General features: G+C 72.2%; 12 protein-coding genes and 1 tRNA gene. 8 read left to right on the top strand and 5 right to left on the bottom strand.

Going from position 1 to position 15,238, the window contains the following annotated elements:
- The first annotated feature begins 64 nt into the window (after nt 1–64).
- The 6 genes from GPA04_RS08295 to GPA04_RS08270 all read left to right on the top strand — a co-directional run bounded on the left by GPA04_RS08295 (nt 65) and on the right by GPA04_RS08270 (nt 7,073).
- Nucleotides 65–1,579, top strand: a complete 1,515-nt coding sequence (locus GPA04_RS08295) for an alpha/beta hydrolase (protein ID WP_156223624.1) — start codon at nt 65–67, stop codon at nt 1,577–1,579.
- 58 nt (nt 1,580–1,637) lie between these two features.
- Nucleotides 1,638–1,713: transfer RNA gene (locus tag GPA04_RS08290), tRNA-Thr, on the top strand.
- 144 nt (nt 1,714–1,857) lie between these two features.
- Nucleotides 1,858–2,112 (top strand): CsbD family protein, encoded by a 255-nt coding sequence (locus tag GPA04_RS08285; RefSeq protein ID WP_156223623.1) that lies wholly within the window; start codon nt 1,858–1,860, stop codon nt 2,110–2,112.
- Nucleotides 2,113–2,274: 162 nt separating this feature from the next.
- On the top strand, nt 2,275–2,799 hold the full coding sequence (locus GPA04_RS08280; protein WP_156223622.1) for an RNA polymerase sigma factor: 525 nt from the start codon (nt 2,275–2,277) through the stop codon (nt 2,797–2,799).
- A 98-nt stretch (nt 2,800–2,897) separates the two neighbouring features.
- Nucleotides 2,898–4,193 carry a hypothetical protein gene (locus GPA04_RS08275; RefSeq protein ID WP_156223621.1) on the top strand — a complete coding sequence of 432 codons (1,296 nt, stop codon included), beginning with the start codon at nt 2,898–2,900 and terminating at the stop codon, nt 4,191–4,193.
- Between the two features lie 36 nt (nt 4,194–4,229).
- Nucleotides 4,230–7,073, top strand: a complete 2,844-nt coding sequence (locus tag GPA04_RS08270; RefSeq protein ID WP_241680671.1) for an FAD-binding and (Fe-S)-binding domain-containing protein — start codon at nt 4,230–4,232, stop codon at nt 7,071–7,073.
- Nucleotides 7,074–7,127: 54 nt separating this feature from the next.
- On the opposite strand, the gene GPA04_RS08265 is transcribed toward GPA04_RS08270, so the two are convergent.
- Both GPA04_RS08265 and GPA04_RS08260 read right to left on the bottom strand, forming a co-directional pair.
- On the bottom strand, nt 7,128–8,273 hold the full coding sequence (locus GPA04_RS08265) for an alpha/beta hydrolase (RefSeq protein ID WP_241680670.1): 1,146 nt from the start codon (nt 8,271–8,273) through the stop codon (nt 7,128–7,130).
- Complete coding sequence (locus GPA04_RS08260) at nt 8,270–8,983, bottom strand: maleylpyruvate isomerase N-terminal domain-containing protein (RefSeq protein ID WP_156223619.1); 714 nt, start codon at nt 8,981–8,983, stop codon at nt 8,270–8,272. The genes GPA04_RS08265 and GPA04_RS08260 overlap by 4 nt, the downstream gene beginning before the upstream one ends.
- A gap of 42 nt (nt 8,984–9,025) precedes the next feature.
- Here GPA04_RS08260 and GPA04_RS08255 point away from each other — a divergent pair, with 42 nt between their 5' ends.
- A complete protein-coding gene (locus tag GPA04_RS08255; RefSeq protein WP_156223618.1) occupies nt 9,026–10,000 on the top strand; it encodes a Gfo/Idh/MocA family protein in 975 nt (324 codons plus the stop codon).
- Between the two features lie 227 nt (nt 10,001–10,227).
- Here the strand turns inward: GPA04_RS08255 and metX are convergent, their stop codons facing one another.
- Nucleotides 10,228–11,394, bottom strand: a complete 1,167-nt coding sequence (gene metX, locus GPA04_RS08250; RefSeq protein ID WP_156223893.1) for a homoserine O-acetyltransferase MetX — start codon at nt 11,392–11,394, stop codon at nt 10,228–10,230.
- A gap of 115 nt (nt 11,395–11,509) precedes the next feature.
- Nucleotides 11,510–12,865: a bifunctional o-acetylhomoserine/o-acetylserine sulfhydrylase gene (locus GPA04_RS08245; RefSeq protein WP_156223617.1), complete on the bottom strand. Its 1,356-nt coding sequence runs from the start codon at nt 12,863–12,865 to the stop codon at nt 11,510–11,512.
- Between the two features lie 429 nt (nt 12,866–13,294).
- Here GPA04_RS08245 and GPA04_RS08240 point away from each other — a divergent pair, with 429 nt between their 5' ends.
- The gene (locus GPA04_RS08240) at nt 13,295–14,662 is read left to right on the top strand and encodes a C40 family peptidase (RefSeq protein ID WP_162458555.1); all 1,368 of its coding nucleotides are present in this window, start codon (nt 13,295–13,297) and stop codon (nt 14,660–14,662) included.
- A 30-nt stretch (nt 14,663–14,692) separates the two neighbouring features.
- Here GPA04_RS08240 and GPA04_RS08235 read toward each other — a convergent pair whose 3' ends face one another.
- Nucleotides 14,693–15,217, bottom strand: coding sequence for an inorganic diphosphatase (locus GPA04_RS08235; protein WP_156223615.1), 525 nt, complete (start codon nt 15,215–15,217; stop codon nt 14,693–14,695).
- Nucleotides 15,218–15,238 lie beyond the last annotated feature (21 nt).

Here is a 15,238-nt window from a genome sequence, read left to right as displayed (position 1 = left end):
CACGGACAGACCTGCCCGGGCTACGCCGTCGGGAACCACGCTCCCATCTCCCTAGACTGACCGGGTGGGTGTGAGGAGAGGGGCCGGCCTAGCCGTGCTCGCGGTCGCGGCGGCACTGGTGGTCGGGTGCGCTGCGCCCGCGCCCATGATCCAGCCGGGAAGCGTGAGCCTGGACGGCAGCACGCCTGCCGAGCTCGAGGAGTTCTACGCCCAAGAGGTGGAGTGGACCGAGTGCGGCGGCGGCTTCGACTGCGCGAGCGTGGTGGTCCCGATGAACTACGCGGACCCGACCGGCGAGACCATCGAGATCGCCGTCAAGCGGTTCAACCACACCGGTGACGGCGACGCCGTCGGCACGATGTTCATCAACCCGGGCGGACCGGGCGGCTCGGGCGTGGAGATGGTCGAGTCGACCACCTCCTACTTCTCCCGCGAGCTGCGCGAGAGCTACGACATCGTCGGGTTCGACCCCCGCGGCGTGGGCGAGTCCCACGGGGTGCGCTGCTACACCACCGAGCAGCTCGACGAGTGGTACGCCAAGCTCTACGACCTCGAGACCGACGCCGGCTGGGACGAGTACGTGGCCGACGCCACCGCCTACGGCGAGGCCTGCCTGGAGAACACCGGGCCGCTGATGGAGTTCCTCGACACCATCAGCGCGGCGAAGGACCTCGACATCCTGCGCGGCGCCCTCGGGGAGGAGACGCTCACCTACTTCGGGTTCTCCTACGGCACCTTCCTCGGTGCCCACTACGCCGAGCTCTTTCCCTCGCGGGTGGGCAGGCTGGTGCTCGACGGCGCCGTGGACCCGGCGCTCAGCTACGCCGAGCTGACCGCGGGCCAGAACGAGGGGTTCGAGGTCGCCTACCGGTCCTACCTCGCCGACTGCCTGGAGGGGGCGGCGTGCCCGTTCACGGGCACGGTCGACGAGGCGTGGGAGCGCACGGTGCAGCTGCTCGAGGAGTTCGCTGCCAACCCGATCGACAGCGGCGACCCGGACCGGCCGGTCACCGACGGCGAGCTGATCAGCGCGATCATCATGTCGATGTACAGCCCCGGCTGGTGGCCCACCCTGACCGAGGCGATCACCCTCGCGATGGAGGACGACGGCACCCAGCTGCTGCAGATGGCCGACATCGCCGCCGACCTCGACGACGACGGCAACTACCCCGAGGACGAGGGCGCCTTCCAGCTCATCGACTGCCTCGACTACCCGGTCACGCTCGACCGTGCTGAGATCACGGCGAACGCCGAGGCGCTCGCCGCGGAGAACGAGGTGTTCGGTCCGTACTTCGGCTACGGGGAGGTCGGCTGCGCGACGCTGCCGTTCCAGTCCACGGCCGTGCGGGAGCCGATCACCGCCGCCGGAGCGGCACCGATCCTCGTGATCGGCACCACCCGCGACCCGGCCACCCCGCACGCCTGGGCCGAGTCGATGGCCGGCCAGCTCGAGAGCGGCGTGTTCCTCAGCCACGACGGCGACGGTCACACGGCCTACGGCGCCGGCTCCTGCATCGACGAGGCCGTCGACGCGTTCCTCGTCGAGGGGACCGTCCCCGAGGATGGTCTGAGCTGCTGATTCGACCCTCCCGCGCCGCCCGGGTACAGTAGGCGGTCGCCGGGTCCACCCCGGCAGCGCCGCCTTAGCTCAGTCGGCAGAGCGATTCACTCGTAATGAATAGGTCAAGGGTTCGATTCCCTTAGGCGGCTCCACACGATGGCCCGGACCCACCTCGGTGGGTGCGGGCCTTCGGCGTTCCCGGACGAGGCTTGTTCCCGGGCGCCGTCACCGCCGTCGGGCTACTGTCGAAGCTGCCGCATGCGATGAGCGCATGCTCCGATCGGAGGAGGGACCGCATGGGTCTGGGAGACAAGATCAGCAACGCGGCGGACGAGGCGGCGGGCAAGGCCAAGGAGAAGGTGGGCGACGTCACCGACAACGCCGACCTCGAGCGGGAGGGACAGACCCAGCAGGCCGGCGCGAACGTTCGCCAGGCCGGTGAGGACGTCAAGGACGGCGTCAACAGCGCTGGGCAGAACCTCAAGAAGGCGGGCAGCAGCGCCTCGGCCAACGCCAAGGAAGCCTGGGACGACACCACCGACAAGAAGTAGCCGGAGGTCCCGACGAACGGCCCACCGGTGCACCGGTGGGCCGTTCGTCATGGCAGCCGCGTTCTCGGGGCATCTCGTGCAACGATCTGAGCGACGGCGACACAACGGGGGCAAGGGCTGCCGCCGCGCCCTCATCCCGTGCAGCCCGCGAACGGAGCACCGATGCCATCGGAAGACGCGTCGCCGCGGGCCGTGCCGCGCGACCGCGCCTGGTTCGACGCGTTGTTCACCGAGCACGCGCGGGCGGTGCACCGGTACTTCCTGCGGCGGGCACCGCACGACGACACCGAGGATCTCGCCGCCGACGTGCTGGCCACGGCGTGGCGCCGCCGTGAGGACGTCCCCGAGGGGCACGAGCTCGCCTGGCTCTACCGCACGGCGGGTTTCGTGCTCGCGAACTACCGGCGCAAGGGGCGCCCGGTCCCGGTCGAGGAGCTGCCCGACGACGTCGACGGCACCTACGCGGCAGACCCGGCCGACATCGTCGTCGAGGACGACGAGCTGCGCGGGGTGCTGGCGGGCCTGAGCGCGCGGGACCGGCAGGTGCTGCTGCTGCACGTGTGGGAGGGCCTCGACGGCGAGGGCCTGGGGAGGGCGCTCGGGATCAGTCGCGGCGGCGCCGCGGCGGCGCTGTCCCGCGCACGTGCTCGGCTCCGCGACGGCTGGCGCGACCGGGTGGAGGCCTAGGACGTGGGTCACAGTCGTGCAACATCGGGCGGCAGCGCCACACATGGTCCAGGGAACGGGCGTGACGGCGCCCCCTGTGCTGCTGGAAGGACACGATGGTGAGCGAGGACGAGAGCCTGCGCAGGTTGCGCGCCGCCGACCCCGCGCAGGGTCGGCCCACCGACCTCGCCGCGCTGCGCCGCGCCGTCGACACCCGCCTGAGCGACGAGACCCCCGCAGCTGCCGCGCCTGCCTCGGTCGGCACCGATGAGCTGGCCGCGCGGCGGCCCAGGCGGCCGCGCCGGATGGCGTGGGTCGCCGGCGCGGCCGCCTCGGTGATCGTCGGTGTCAGCGGCTACCTCGTGGGGGTCGGCAGCCTCGACCGTGCCGGTGGCGCCGACGGCAGCGCTGAGGACGCCGATCCGCTGATGGCCTCGGAGGAGGCCGCCGGCGGCGACAGCGCCGGCCAGACCGACATGGACGGCGGCGCGATCGAGGACAGCGGCGCCGGGACGCAGAGCGAGCTCACCATGCTCGCCGGCGGGCGCGTGATGTTCGTGGCGTCCGGGTTGTCGAGCGAGCCGGGCAGTGCCGAGGCGTTCGCCTACGACCCCGCCGGCCTCACCGGCGCCGAGACCGCCGTCGAGATCGCCCAGGCGCTCGGCGTCGAGGGCGAGATGACCGACCGCGACGGCTCCTGGGCGGTCGTCGACGACGGTGGCCGCACGGTCGAGCTGTACGCCGACGGCACCGCCACGCTGGGCTACGTCGATCCCACGCTGGACCCGTGGGCGTGCGCCGTGGACGCGAGCGCGGAATCCAGCCCTGACGAGCTCGGCAGCTGCGACCCGGCCGCCGCCCCGACCGACCCGGTCAGCACCGCCCGTGAGTTCCTGACGACGCTGGGGGTCGACACCGACGTGCTCCGGCTGGAGGCCGGCGCGGAGGGTGTCGGCGCGATCGACGTCACCGCCTACTCCGACGGCGCCGCAGCGCCGGCCTGGACCATCACGGTCACCGCGGAGGGCGTGTACTCGGCCTGGGGGTGGCTCGCGCCGCTGGTCTCGCTCGGCAGCTACGACGTGGTGTCGCCGGTCGTGGCGGTCGAGCGCCTGGCCGATCCGCGGTTCGGCGCCGCGCCGAGCGGCATGGTGCCGTTCGGCGCCGCCGACGGCAGCGTGGCCGAGCCGTCCGAGCCGTCCGGTGGCCCGACCACGGTGCCCGAGCCCGGCGCCACCCTGCCGTGGCCGGTCGAGACCCGGACCGTCGTCGGCGCCGAGCTGACGCTCGTCGCCTACCCCACTCCCGGCGGCGCGACCACGTTGCTGCCCGCCTGGTCGCTGACCACCGACGACGGCGGGACCTGGTCGGTCGTCGCCGTCACCGACGAGTTCCTGGACTTCGACGCCTCCTGAGCGGGAGCGGCTCGGGACCTCGGTAGGTTGGGTCCCGTGCCCGATCTGCTCGCCGACCTGAGGGCCGCCGTCGACGGCGAGGTCGATGCCTCGACCCGACGCCGCGCCGAGTACAGCAGCGACGCGTCCAACTACCGGGTGGTGCCCGAGGTCGTCGTGTTCCCCCGCAGCACCGAGGCCGTGCTGGCCACCCTCGAGGTGGCGCGGGCGCACGGCAGCCCGATCACCTCGCGAGGCGGTGGGACCTCGGTGGCGGGCAACGCCGTCGGGCCCGGTGTGGTGATCGACTTCTCGCGGCACCTGAACCAGGTCCTCGAGATCGACCCGGACGCGCGCACGGCGCGTGTGCAGCCCGGCACCGTGATGAGCACGCTGCAGGCCGCGGCCAAGCCCTACGGGTTGCGGTTCGGGCCGGACCCCTCGACGCAGAACCGCTGCACGATCGCCGGGATGATCGGCAACAACGCCTGCGGGCCGCACGCCGTCGCGTACGGCCGCACGGCCGACAACACGCGCTCGCTGGACGTGGTGGACGGCACCGGGCGGCGCTTCACCGCCGCGCGAGGCGACCTCTCGCCCATCCCTGGCCTCGCCGATCTGGTGACGGCGAACCTCGCGACCATCCGCACGGAGTTCGGCCGGTTCGAGCGGCAGGTCTCGGGATACTCGCTCGAGCACCTGCTCCCCGAAAACGGGAGCGATCTCGCGAAGTTCCTGGTCGGGACCGAGGGCACGCTCGTCACGGTGCTGGAGGCGACCGTCGACCTGGTGCCGATCCCCGGGTCACCGACGATCGTCGCGCTCGGCTACCCCGACATGCCCACGGCCGCCGATGCCGTGCCGACGATGCTCGCGCACCGGCCGCTCGCGATCGAGGGCCTCGACGACCGGCTGCTCGACGTGGTGCGCCGCCACTCCACCGCGCCGATCCCGGACCTGCCCGAGGGTGCGGGATGGCTGCTCGTCGAGGTCGGGGGCGCCGACCAGGACGAGGCGTACGCGAACGCCGAGGCGCTGGTCAAGGATGCCGGGACCACCGCCGTCAGGATCCTGCCCGCCGGTCCGGAGGCCGCACGGATCTGGCAGATCCGTGCCGACGGCGCGGGGCTGGCCGGGCGGACGCCCTCGGGTGAGCAGGCGTGGCCCGGCTGGGAGGACGCGGCGGTGCCGCCCGAGCGGCTGGGCACCTACCTGCGGGAGTTCAACGCGCTGCTGGACCGGTACGGCGTGGACGGGCTGCCGTACGGGCACTTCGGCGACGGCTGCATCCACGTCCGGATCGACCTGCCGCTGGACCGGCCCGGGGGCGCCGGTGTGCTCCGGGACTTCATGCACGAGGCGGCGGCCCTGGTCGCCGGCCACGGAGGCTCGCTCTCGGGCGAGCACGGCGACGGCCGCGCGCGCAGCGAGCTGCTGCCGTACATGTACACGCCCACCTCGATCGGGCTGCTCGAGCAGGTCAAGGGACTGTTCGATCCCGCCGACCTGCTGAACCCGGGCGTGGTCGTGCGGCCGCAGGGTGTGGCGCAGAACCTGCGCCGCCCCCACGCCAGACCGCTGCCGCTGGCCCGTGGCGGGTTCGCGTTCGATCACGACGGCGGCGACCTCACCACGGCCGTGCACCGGTGCGTCGGCGTGGGCAAGTGCCGGGTCGACAGCGCTGACGGCGCCGGCACCTTCATGTGCCCGTCCTTCCGCGCCACGGCGGACGAGAAGGACTCCACCCGCGGGCGCGCCCGGGTGCTGCAGGAGCTGGCGAACGGCTCGCTGGTGCAGGGCTGGGACTCGCGGGAGGTCGAGGAGTCGCTCGACCTGTGCCTGTCGTGCAAGGCGTGCGGGTCGGACTGCCCGGCCGGGGTCGACATGGCGACCTACAAGTCCGAGGTGCTGCACCAGCGCTACCGCGGCAAGCTCCGGCCGATCAGGCACTACGCGCTCGGGTGGCTGCCGCGGTGGTCACGACTGGTCACGGCGGTGCCGGGCGTCGCCGCCCTCGCCAACGCGGCGCTGAGGTTCGGGCCGCTGCGCAAGCTGGTGCTGGCCGGCGGCGGCATGGACACCCGGCGCGGGGTCCCGGCGTTCGCGACCGAGCGGTTCACCCGGTGGTTCCGGCGGCAGCGCCAACCGGCGGCGACGCAGCAGCGCGAGGTGCTGCTGTGGGTCGACTCCTTCAGCGAGACGATGTCGACCGCGGGTGCCGAGGCGACCGTGACGCTGCTGCAGGAGGCCGGCTACACCGTGCGGGTCCCCGACCAGGCGGCGTGCTGCGGGCTCACCTGGATCTCGACCGGTCAGCTCGACGGCGCCCGCACCCAGCTGCGGCGCACGCTCGACGTGCTCAGCCCCTGGGTCGAGCGTGGCGTCCCGGTCATCGGCGTCGAGCCGAGCTGCACCGCGGTGCTGCGCAGCGACCTGCTCGAGCTGCTCGGCGACGACCCGCGTGCGGCCGCGCTCGCCGCAGGCGTGCACACCCTCGCCGAGCTGCTGAGCGCACCGGCGCCGCTCGGGCCGGGGGAGGACTGGCAGCCCAGCGACCTGTCCGGCGTCGAGGTGCTGGCACAGCCGCACTGCCACCACCACGCCGTGATGGGTTACGGCACCGACCTCGCCCTGCTGGAACGGGCAGGTGCGCACGTGACCACGATCTCGGGCTGCTGCGGGCTGGCAGGCAACTTCGGGATGGAGAAGGGTCACTACGACGTCAGCGTGGCCGTCGCCGAGAACGGGATGCTGAGCGCGCTGCGCGCCGCATCCGAGGGCGCCGTGCTGCTCGCCGACGGCTTCTCCTGCCGCACCCAGGCGGACCAGCTCGCCGGCGTCACCGGTGTCACGCTCGCCGAGCTGCTGACCAGCTCCGCACGGCCGAGGGTGCGGAGCTGACCCCCCCGCCACTGCTCCGTTCGAGGTAAACGGCGACCTTCCGGCGGTGGTGAATTACCTCGAACCGGAGGTGTGCGGGGCGGGCGGGAGGTCGGGCTCGATGTAGCCGCGGAACCAGCGGTCGATCTGCTCGTACGCCTGGTCGCGCACCGGGTGGGGTGAGAGCAGCACGTCGTGGATGGCGTCGTGGATCTTGGCCAACGTCACGGTCCTGCCGAGATCGGGGACCCGGCGCCAGACCTGCTTGACGTCGATGACCACGTCGGCGGTGCGCATCTCCTCCCGCCAACGGGACCCGATGACCGTGCGGTGCGAGGTCATCACCAGGATCGGGATGTCGAGATCGAGCTTGGTGCCGAGCGTCTTGTGCCCGGACATGACGGCGTTGACCCAGCCGGGTCGGATCGGGTGCGTCGGGACCGGCCGCCAGGTGGGCTCGATCCTCCACTCGCCGTCCTCGTGCTCGTTGATCGTGCGGTCGTAGAACGTGGGTGCGGCGATCGGCACCGGCCACCGCGACTGCCGCCGGGCCACCTGCGTCACGACCGGGTGGCTGATCGCGCGCGCGAGGCTCGAGCCGTGCATCTCCAGGAACGGGGAGTTCATCACGATGCCGAGGAACGTGCCGGGGTGCCGCGTGGTCCACAGCGCGCCGGTGAGGCCACCCTGGGAGTGCGCGACCAGCAGGATCGGCACCGCGGCGCCGTGCACGCTCCGGATCACGTCGACGGCCAGGTCCAGGTCCTCGTCGTACTCCTCGAGAGACTCCACGAAGCAGGGGGTCTGGTGCGGGCGGATCGAACGTCCGGACTTCCGCAGGTCGACGGCGTAGAACACCGCCCCGCGCTCGGTCCAGAACTCCGCCAGCTCGGTCTGGATGAAGTAGTCGGCCCAGCCGTGCACGTACAGCACCGCGAACCGAGGCCGGCGGGGCAGCGGCACCCGGCCCGGGCGGTGCCGGATCAGGGTGGTGACGACCGGGCCCTCGTCGTCGTCGGGCTGGGGGAAGGTGCGCGCCTCGAAGTCCTCGCCCAGGACGTCGCGGCCCCAACGACCGGTGGGCGGCGGCGGGGGCGCCTCGTCACGGCGGACGGGTGCGGCCTCGGCGGCGACGTCGGCGGCTGCCTTCGCCCTCGCGGCGGTCTTGCGCCGCGGTGTCTTGCCCTGCGGGAGGCGCAGCGGGGGGACGTCGTCGGTCACAGCAGTGGCAACGACGCGGTCAGGTCGGGAGTTCCGTCCGACAGCGCGCTCGGCCGCACCGCTCCCCGGGCGACGGCGGCGGGCCAGTCGAGCCGGCCGGTCGCTGCCGCGATCCACGCCGCCTGGTCGTCGACGTCGATCGCGTACCCGCTGCGCTGCCGGGCGACCTCGATCAGCGCCTCGGCCACGATGGTGCGGGCGGTCGGGTCGATCGGGGCGGGAAGGGGCAGCGTCGGCGCCAGGTCGTAGCCGTGCACCACGAGCTCGATCAGCCTGCTCACCAGGAAGTCACGGAGCCCGATGGTGCCGCGCCGGGCGACGACGACGGTGTCGCTCTGGCCGTCCGCACCGGCGAGCTCGGCGATGTGGGCGAAGGCCAGATCGGCCAGCCGGTCCAGGTGCTCGAGCGGGTCGTCGGCGATCGAGGCGGCGAAGTCGCGGGCGATGCCGTCGAAGTACCCGTGGTCGGCCGCGGCATAGGTCGCGAGGTACTCCGCGAGGGTGAGGGGGTCGCCGTCGTCGGGAGCGACGGGACGGAGCGCCGAGATCGCGTCCATGTTCCGTCCGAGATGGGCGACCAGAACCCCGATCGACCAGCCCGGCAGCGTGGACGGCTCCGGCGACGCCGGGTCCGGCAGCTCCTCGAGCCACGCGCGCAGCAGGTCCCACTGCTCCTGCAGGTCCTTGACGACGGCGGCGAGTGTCGGCATGTGCCCATGATGACGCACGCGGGGACCGGTAGGTTCGCCGTCATGGTGCGTTGGGCTGTGCTGGGACCGGGTCGGATCGCTGAGAGCGTGGCCGGTGACTTCTCCCACGTCGCCGACGGCGAGCTTGTCGCCGTCGGGTCGCGCTCGGCGGAGCGGGCGCGCGCGTTCGCGGACCGGTACGGCATACCGCGCTCGTACGGCTCCTACGCGGAGCTGCTCGCCGACGACGAGGTCGACGCCGTGTACGTCGCGACACCGCACACCTGGCACGTGGCGCACGGCAGCGCCGTGCTCGAGGCGGGCAAGGCGCTGCTGATGGAGAAGTCGTTCACCGCGACCCTCGCGGGTGCCGAGCGCGTCGTCGGGCTCGCCCGGGAGCGTGGTGTGTTCGCCATGGAGGCGATGTGGACCCGGTTCCAGCCCGCGATCGTGCGGTTGCGCGAGCTGGTCGCCGACGGCGCGATCGGCGAGGTCCGCGGCGTCGAGGCCGATCTCGGGGCGGGTCGCCCCTTCGACCCGGACGACCGGCTGTTCTCGCTCGACCTCGGCGGCGGCACGATCCTCGATCTCGGCGTGTACGTGGTCAGTCTCGCCCAGATGGTGCTCGGCAACCCGACCCGGGTCGACGTCTCGGGGTCGTTGATGGCGACCGGTGTCGACGGGGAGTCCTCCTACCTGCTCTCCTACGGAGACGGCCGCTCCGCGACGCTGCGCGCGGCGTTCTACCCGAGCCCCGGTGCCGCTCGCGTGCTCGGCACGAAGGGCTGGATCGACATCCCGCCGCGGTTCCACCACCCCGACCGGATCGTGCTGCGCCGCCCCGGCAGCGAGCCCGACGAGATCGTGCTGCCACCCGCCTCCGCCGGCTACTCGCTCGAGGTCGACGAGGTGAACCGGTGCCTGGCCGAGGGGCTCACCGAGTCCCCGACGATGCCGCTCGACGACACCCTCGCGGTGCAGGCGATCCTCCAGCAGGCCGCTGACCAGATCGGCGTCGCCCTCACCGACCACCCCTGATCGATTTCAACGCACTTTCGCACTCCGGCGATTTCACCGCACTTTCGCACTCCGGCGATTTCACCGCACTTTCGCACCTGCGACGGTTTCACCGCACTTGTGACGACACGGCGTCGTCACAAGTGCGTTGAAATCGGGGCTCGGTCGAAAGTGCGTTGAAATCGGGGCTCGGTCGGAAGTGCGGTGAAACCGGGGCTCGGTCGGAAGTGCGGTGAAACCGGGGTGGGTCAGATGACGTACTCGGGGTCGAGGCCGGTCTCGGGCTCGGTGTCGCGCTCGAGGAACTCGGTGATGATCGGGCCGAGCTGGTTGAACTCGATGAGGAATCCGTCGTGACCGTAGGCGGAGCGGATGACTCGGAGCTCGCCGTCGGGGACGCCGTCGGCGATGCGCTCGGACTGCTCCGGCAGGAACAGCCGGTCGCTGTCGACCGCCACCGCGAGCGTCCTCGCGGTGATGCCCGCGAGCGCTGAGGCCACACCGCCGCGGTCGCGGCCGAGGTCGTGGGTCAGCATCGACTCGGTCAGGGCGACGTAGCTGTTGGCATCGAAGCGGCGGGAGAGCTTGCCCGCGTGGTGGTCGAGGTAGGACTGCACCGCGAACCGGCCGCCGCCGCCCAGCGGCTCCTCGCCGCCCTGGGGGAGACGCCCGAAGCGCTCGTCGAGCTCGGAGGCGCTGCGGTAGGTGGTGTGGGCGATCTGGCGGGCGATGCCGAGACCGAGGTGCGGGCCGTCGTCGTCGGCCGCCCCGTAGTAGTCGCCACCGCGGAAGCGCTGGTCGGCGCGGATGGCGCCGAGCTGGCTGTGCGCCCAGGCGATCTGGTCGCCCGAGGTCTGCGCGGTCGTGGCGATCGCGGCAACCCGTCGCACCCGCTCCGGGTAGCCTGCCGCCCACTCCAGCGCACGGTGGCCACCCATCGAGGCGCCGACCACCAGGGCCCACGAGCCGATGCCGAGCTGGTCCGCCAGCTCGACCTCGGCCGCGACCTGGTCGCGCACCGTGACGTAGGGGAACCGCGATCCCCACGGGGTGCCGTCGGGGGCGGCCGAGGAGGGGCCTGTTGTTCCCTGACAGCCGCCCAGCACGTTCGGCGCGACCACGAACCACCGGTCGGTGTCGATCGGGCGTCCCGGCCCGACCAGGTCGCTCCACCAGCCGGCGCTCGGGTGGCCCGGCCCGGCGTCACCGGTGACGTGGCTGTCACCGGTGAGCGCGTGCAGCACCAGCACGGCGTTGTCGCCGCGGGTGTTGAGCTGACCCCAGGTCTCGTAGGCCATGGTGACCGACGGCAGCCGGCCGCCGGCCTCGAGGTGCAGCGGCCCGAGGTGGGCGAACATCCGTCGACCCGGCTCGTCACCCTCGCGCCACGCTCCCGAGGCCGGGATCGGCCCCATCGGCTGGCGGGGGCGAGCGGGGAGCCGAATCGGTCGCAGCACCGCGCGCGGCGTGCGTGTTCGGTCCCAGTCCGGGTTCACAGAGCTCACGGTAGTCACCTCGGGCCGCACGACGTCAGGCCGTCTCGGCGGCGGCCTGCTCGGTGGCGGTGGCCGCTGCGGCCGCCGCCGCCTCGAAGCCCTTGTCCAGGTCGGCGACGATGTCGTCGATGTGCTCGATGCCGACCGCCAGCCGCACCAGGCCCGGCGTGACCGAGCTCGCGGCCTGCTCCTGCGGCGTCAGCTGGCTGTGCGTGGTCGACGCCGGGTGGATCACCAGCGAGCGGACGTCACCGATGTTGGCCACGAGCGAGTGCAGCTCGAGGCCGTCGACGAACGCCTTGCCCGCGGCCAGACCGCCCTCGATCTCGAACGCGAGGACCGCGCCGGAGCCCTTGGGCGTGTACTTCTGCGCGAGCTGGTGGTACGGGCTCGAGGGCAGGCTCGCGTAGTTGACCGAGCGCACCTGCGGGTGCGCCTCGAGGTAGGTGGCGACCTTCAGCGCGTTCTCGACGTGCCGCTCGACACGCAGCGACAGCGTCTCCAAGCCCTGGGTGATGAGGAACGCGTTGAACGGGGCCACCGCCGCGCCCAGGTCGCGCAGCAGCTGCACCCGCGCCTTGAGGATGAAGGAGAGGTTGACGCCGAAGATGCCGCCCTCGCCGAGGTCGCGGGCGTAGACCAGACCGTTGTAGCTCGGGTCCGGGGTGTTGTAGTTCGGGAACCGCTCGGGGTCGGCGCCGAAGTCGAACGTGCCGCCGTCGACGATGACGCCGGCGATCGCGGTGCCGTGCCCGCCGAGGTACTTGGTCGCGGAGTGGATGACGATGTCCGCGCCCCACTCCAGCGGCCGCACCAGGTAGGGGGTGCCGACCGTGTTGTCCACGACCAGCGGCACGCCGACCTCGTGCGCCGCAGCGGCCACCGCCTCGATGTCGAGGATGTCGCCCTTGGGGTTGGGGATGACCTCGCCGAAGAACAGCTTGGTGTTCGGCTGGGCCGCGGCGCGCCACGCGGCCGGGTCGGCGGGGTCCTCGACGAAGGTCGTCGTGATGCCGAGCTTGGGAAGCGTGTGGTGGAGCAGGTTGTAGGTGCCGCCGTACAGCGAGGGGGAGGCGACGATGTGGTCGCCGGCCTCGGCGATGTTGAGGATCGCGAGCGTCTCGGCGGCCTGACCCGAGGAGACCAGCAGGGCTCCGACGCCGCCCTCCAGCGAGGCGATCCGGTCCTCGACGACCGCCTGGGTGGGGTTGGTGATGCGGGTGTAGATCGGGCCGAGCTCAGCGAGCGCGAACCGTGCCGCGGCCTCGTCGGTGTTCTTGAAGACGAACGAGGTCGTCTGGTAGATCGGCACGGCGCGAGCGCCGGTCTCGGCGTCGGGGGCCTGGCCGGCATGGACCTGGCGGGTCTCGAAGTTCCAGGGGGTGCTCATCGGTCTGTCTCCTGCGGGGTGGTGGGCCGGCAGAGCAGACTCGCGCTGACCGATCCCGGGGTGGGTGGGCGGTGCGCACGTGCGCTGCGACGTCCCCGCAGAGCGCGGAGAAGAACGTCAGGGCATGCCGAACGTGCGCGTCAGCGGCACATTCGACGGAAGGACATGCCGCCGACGTTAGGGCCGACGGCGATCGCGGTCCAGTCTTCGGTCGGAACGTCTCGCATCGTGGGACCCGAGCGGGATCTCGCCGGATATGCGGGAAATGACATGAATGTCATTCGCTCGAGCACGCCGTGGGACGAATGTGAATGTTGTGACAGGTGTGTCGCAAGAGTGAAAAGTGCATTACGGTGTGGACGCATGCGCCGAGCGCGTCAACTCGACACGCCGCGCATTCCTTGATCGATACGGTGTGAGGTGGACGACGTGCGGCGCAGACTTCTCGGCCCGCTGGGGGTGGCGACAGCTCTCACCGCAGGCTTCAGCCTGTTCGCCTCGGGTGCGCTCGCCTCGCCCACCGTTCCCTCGGACGAGGAGATCGCCGCGGTCGATGCTGCGGCTGCCGACACCGCGTCCGCGATCGCCGGGCTCGAGGCCGAGCTCGCCACCAACCAGGCCGCCTACGAGGCCGCCACCATCGAGGCGCTCGTCGCTGCCGAGAGCTACAACGTGGCCGTCGTCGCCCTCGAGGAGGCCGAGACGGAGGCAGCCGACGCCGAGCAGGCCGCCGCTGACGCCGAGGTCGAGCTCGATGCCGCCAGTGCCGCGATGGCCGAGCTGGCGATGGCGAGCTACCGCTCCGGCGGCGACCTCGCCCAGCTCGGGTCGATGCTCTCGGCCGACGGTCTCGAGGACGCGCTGGCCGAGGCCACCACCTACCAGGTGCTCGGTGCCAGCACCGCAGCCGCGGAGCAGCGCTACGCCGATGCTGCGGTCGCCTCGGACGCCGCGAACGCCCGTGCCGCCGAGACGGTCACCGAGCGCGCCGCCGCAGCGGATGCGCTCGAGACCGCCTCCGCCACGGCCGAGGAGGCCGCCGCCGACGCGGAGGCGATCCTCGCCGCCAACCAGAACCGCTACGGCGCGCTGATCGCCGAGCTGGCCGCGCTGCGCCAGACGAGCATCGAGATGGAGCAGGAGCGCCAGGCCGCCGCCGAGGCCGAGCGCCTGGCGGCCGAGAACGCCGCCGCTGCCGCCGCGCTCGGAGTCGAGGAGCCCGCGGCCCCCGCCGACGAGCCGGCCGCCACGGCACCCGCCGACCCCGCGCCCGCGCAGCCCACGAGCCAGCCGACGAGCAACCCCGCGCCGACCACGCAGGCACCGCCCGCGCCGGCGCCGACGACGCCGGCGCCCGCACCGACCACCCCGGCGCCCACCAGCTCCACGACCAAGCCGCCGGTCACCACCCCGCCGCCTGCTCCGCCGTCGAGCGGCGCGAACGCGGCGGCTCTCGCCTGGGCGAGGACGCAGCTCGGCAAGCCCTACCTCTACGGCGCCGCAGGCCCGAGCTCCTACGACTGCTCAGGCCTGACGATGATGGCCTACCGGAACGCGGGCATCTCGATCCCGCGGAACAGCGCGGCGCAGTACTACTCGGGCGACCTGGTCCCGGTGGGCCAGATGAAGCCGGGCGACCTGTTCTTCTACTCGGACAACGGCAGGCCGAACGGGATCTACCACGTGGCCATCTACGCCGGCAACGGCATGCGGCTGCACGCGCCGTCGGCGGGCAAGAACGTCGAGCTGGTGCCGATGTGGTGGAGCAACGTGCTGCCGAACGCCGTCCGGCCCTGACCCGAACCGCTCCGACCTGAGCCGCTCGGCTCAGCTGTGCGGCTGGACGATGTGCGGCTGCGGGTGCGTGTATCCGGTGTCGATCGCGCGCTGGAACGAGCGCTTGATCTCGGCCTCGGCCGCCTCGCGGTCGACCCAGTGGGCACCCTCGACGGACTTGCCGGGCTCGAGGTCCTTGTAGACCTCGAAGAAGTGCTGGATCTCCAGGCGGTGGAACTCGGAGACGTCGTCGATGTCGGAGCGCCAGGACGCGCGCTGGTCGCCCTTGGGCACGCACAGCACCTTGTCGTCGCCGCCGGCCTCGTCGCGCATGCGGAACATGCCGAGCGCGCGGCAGCGGATCAGGCAGCCCGGGAACGTGGGCTCCTCGAGGAGCACCAGCGCGTCGAGCGGGTCGCCGTCCTCGCCGAGCGTGCCCTCGATGTACCCGTAGTCGTCGGGATAGCGCGTCGAGGTGAACAGCATCCGGTCGAGGCGGATCCGACCGGTCTCGTGGTCCACCTCGTACTTGTTGCGCTGCCCCTTCGGGATCTCGATCGTGACGTCGAACTCCACCCTGCGCCCTCCATGCCTCTC

Source organism: Pseudactinotalea suaedae, from assembly GCF_009733815.1.
In the GTDB taxonomy this organism is placed as follows: Bacteria; Actinomycetota; Actinomycetes; order Actinomycetales; family Beutenbergiaceae; genus Pseudactinotalea; species Pseudactinotalea suaedae.
This window is presented reverse-complemented; position numbering and strand designations above follow the sequence as displayed.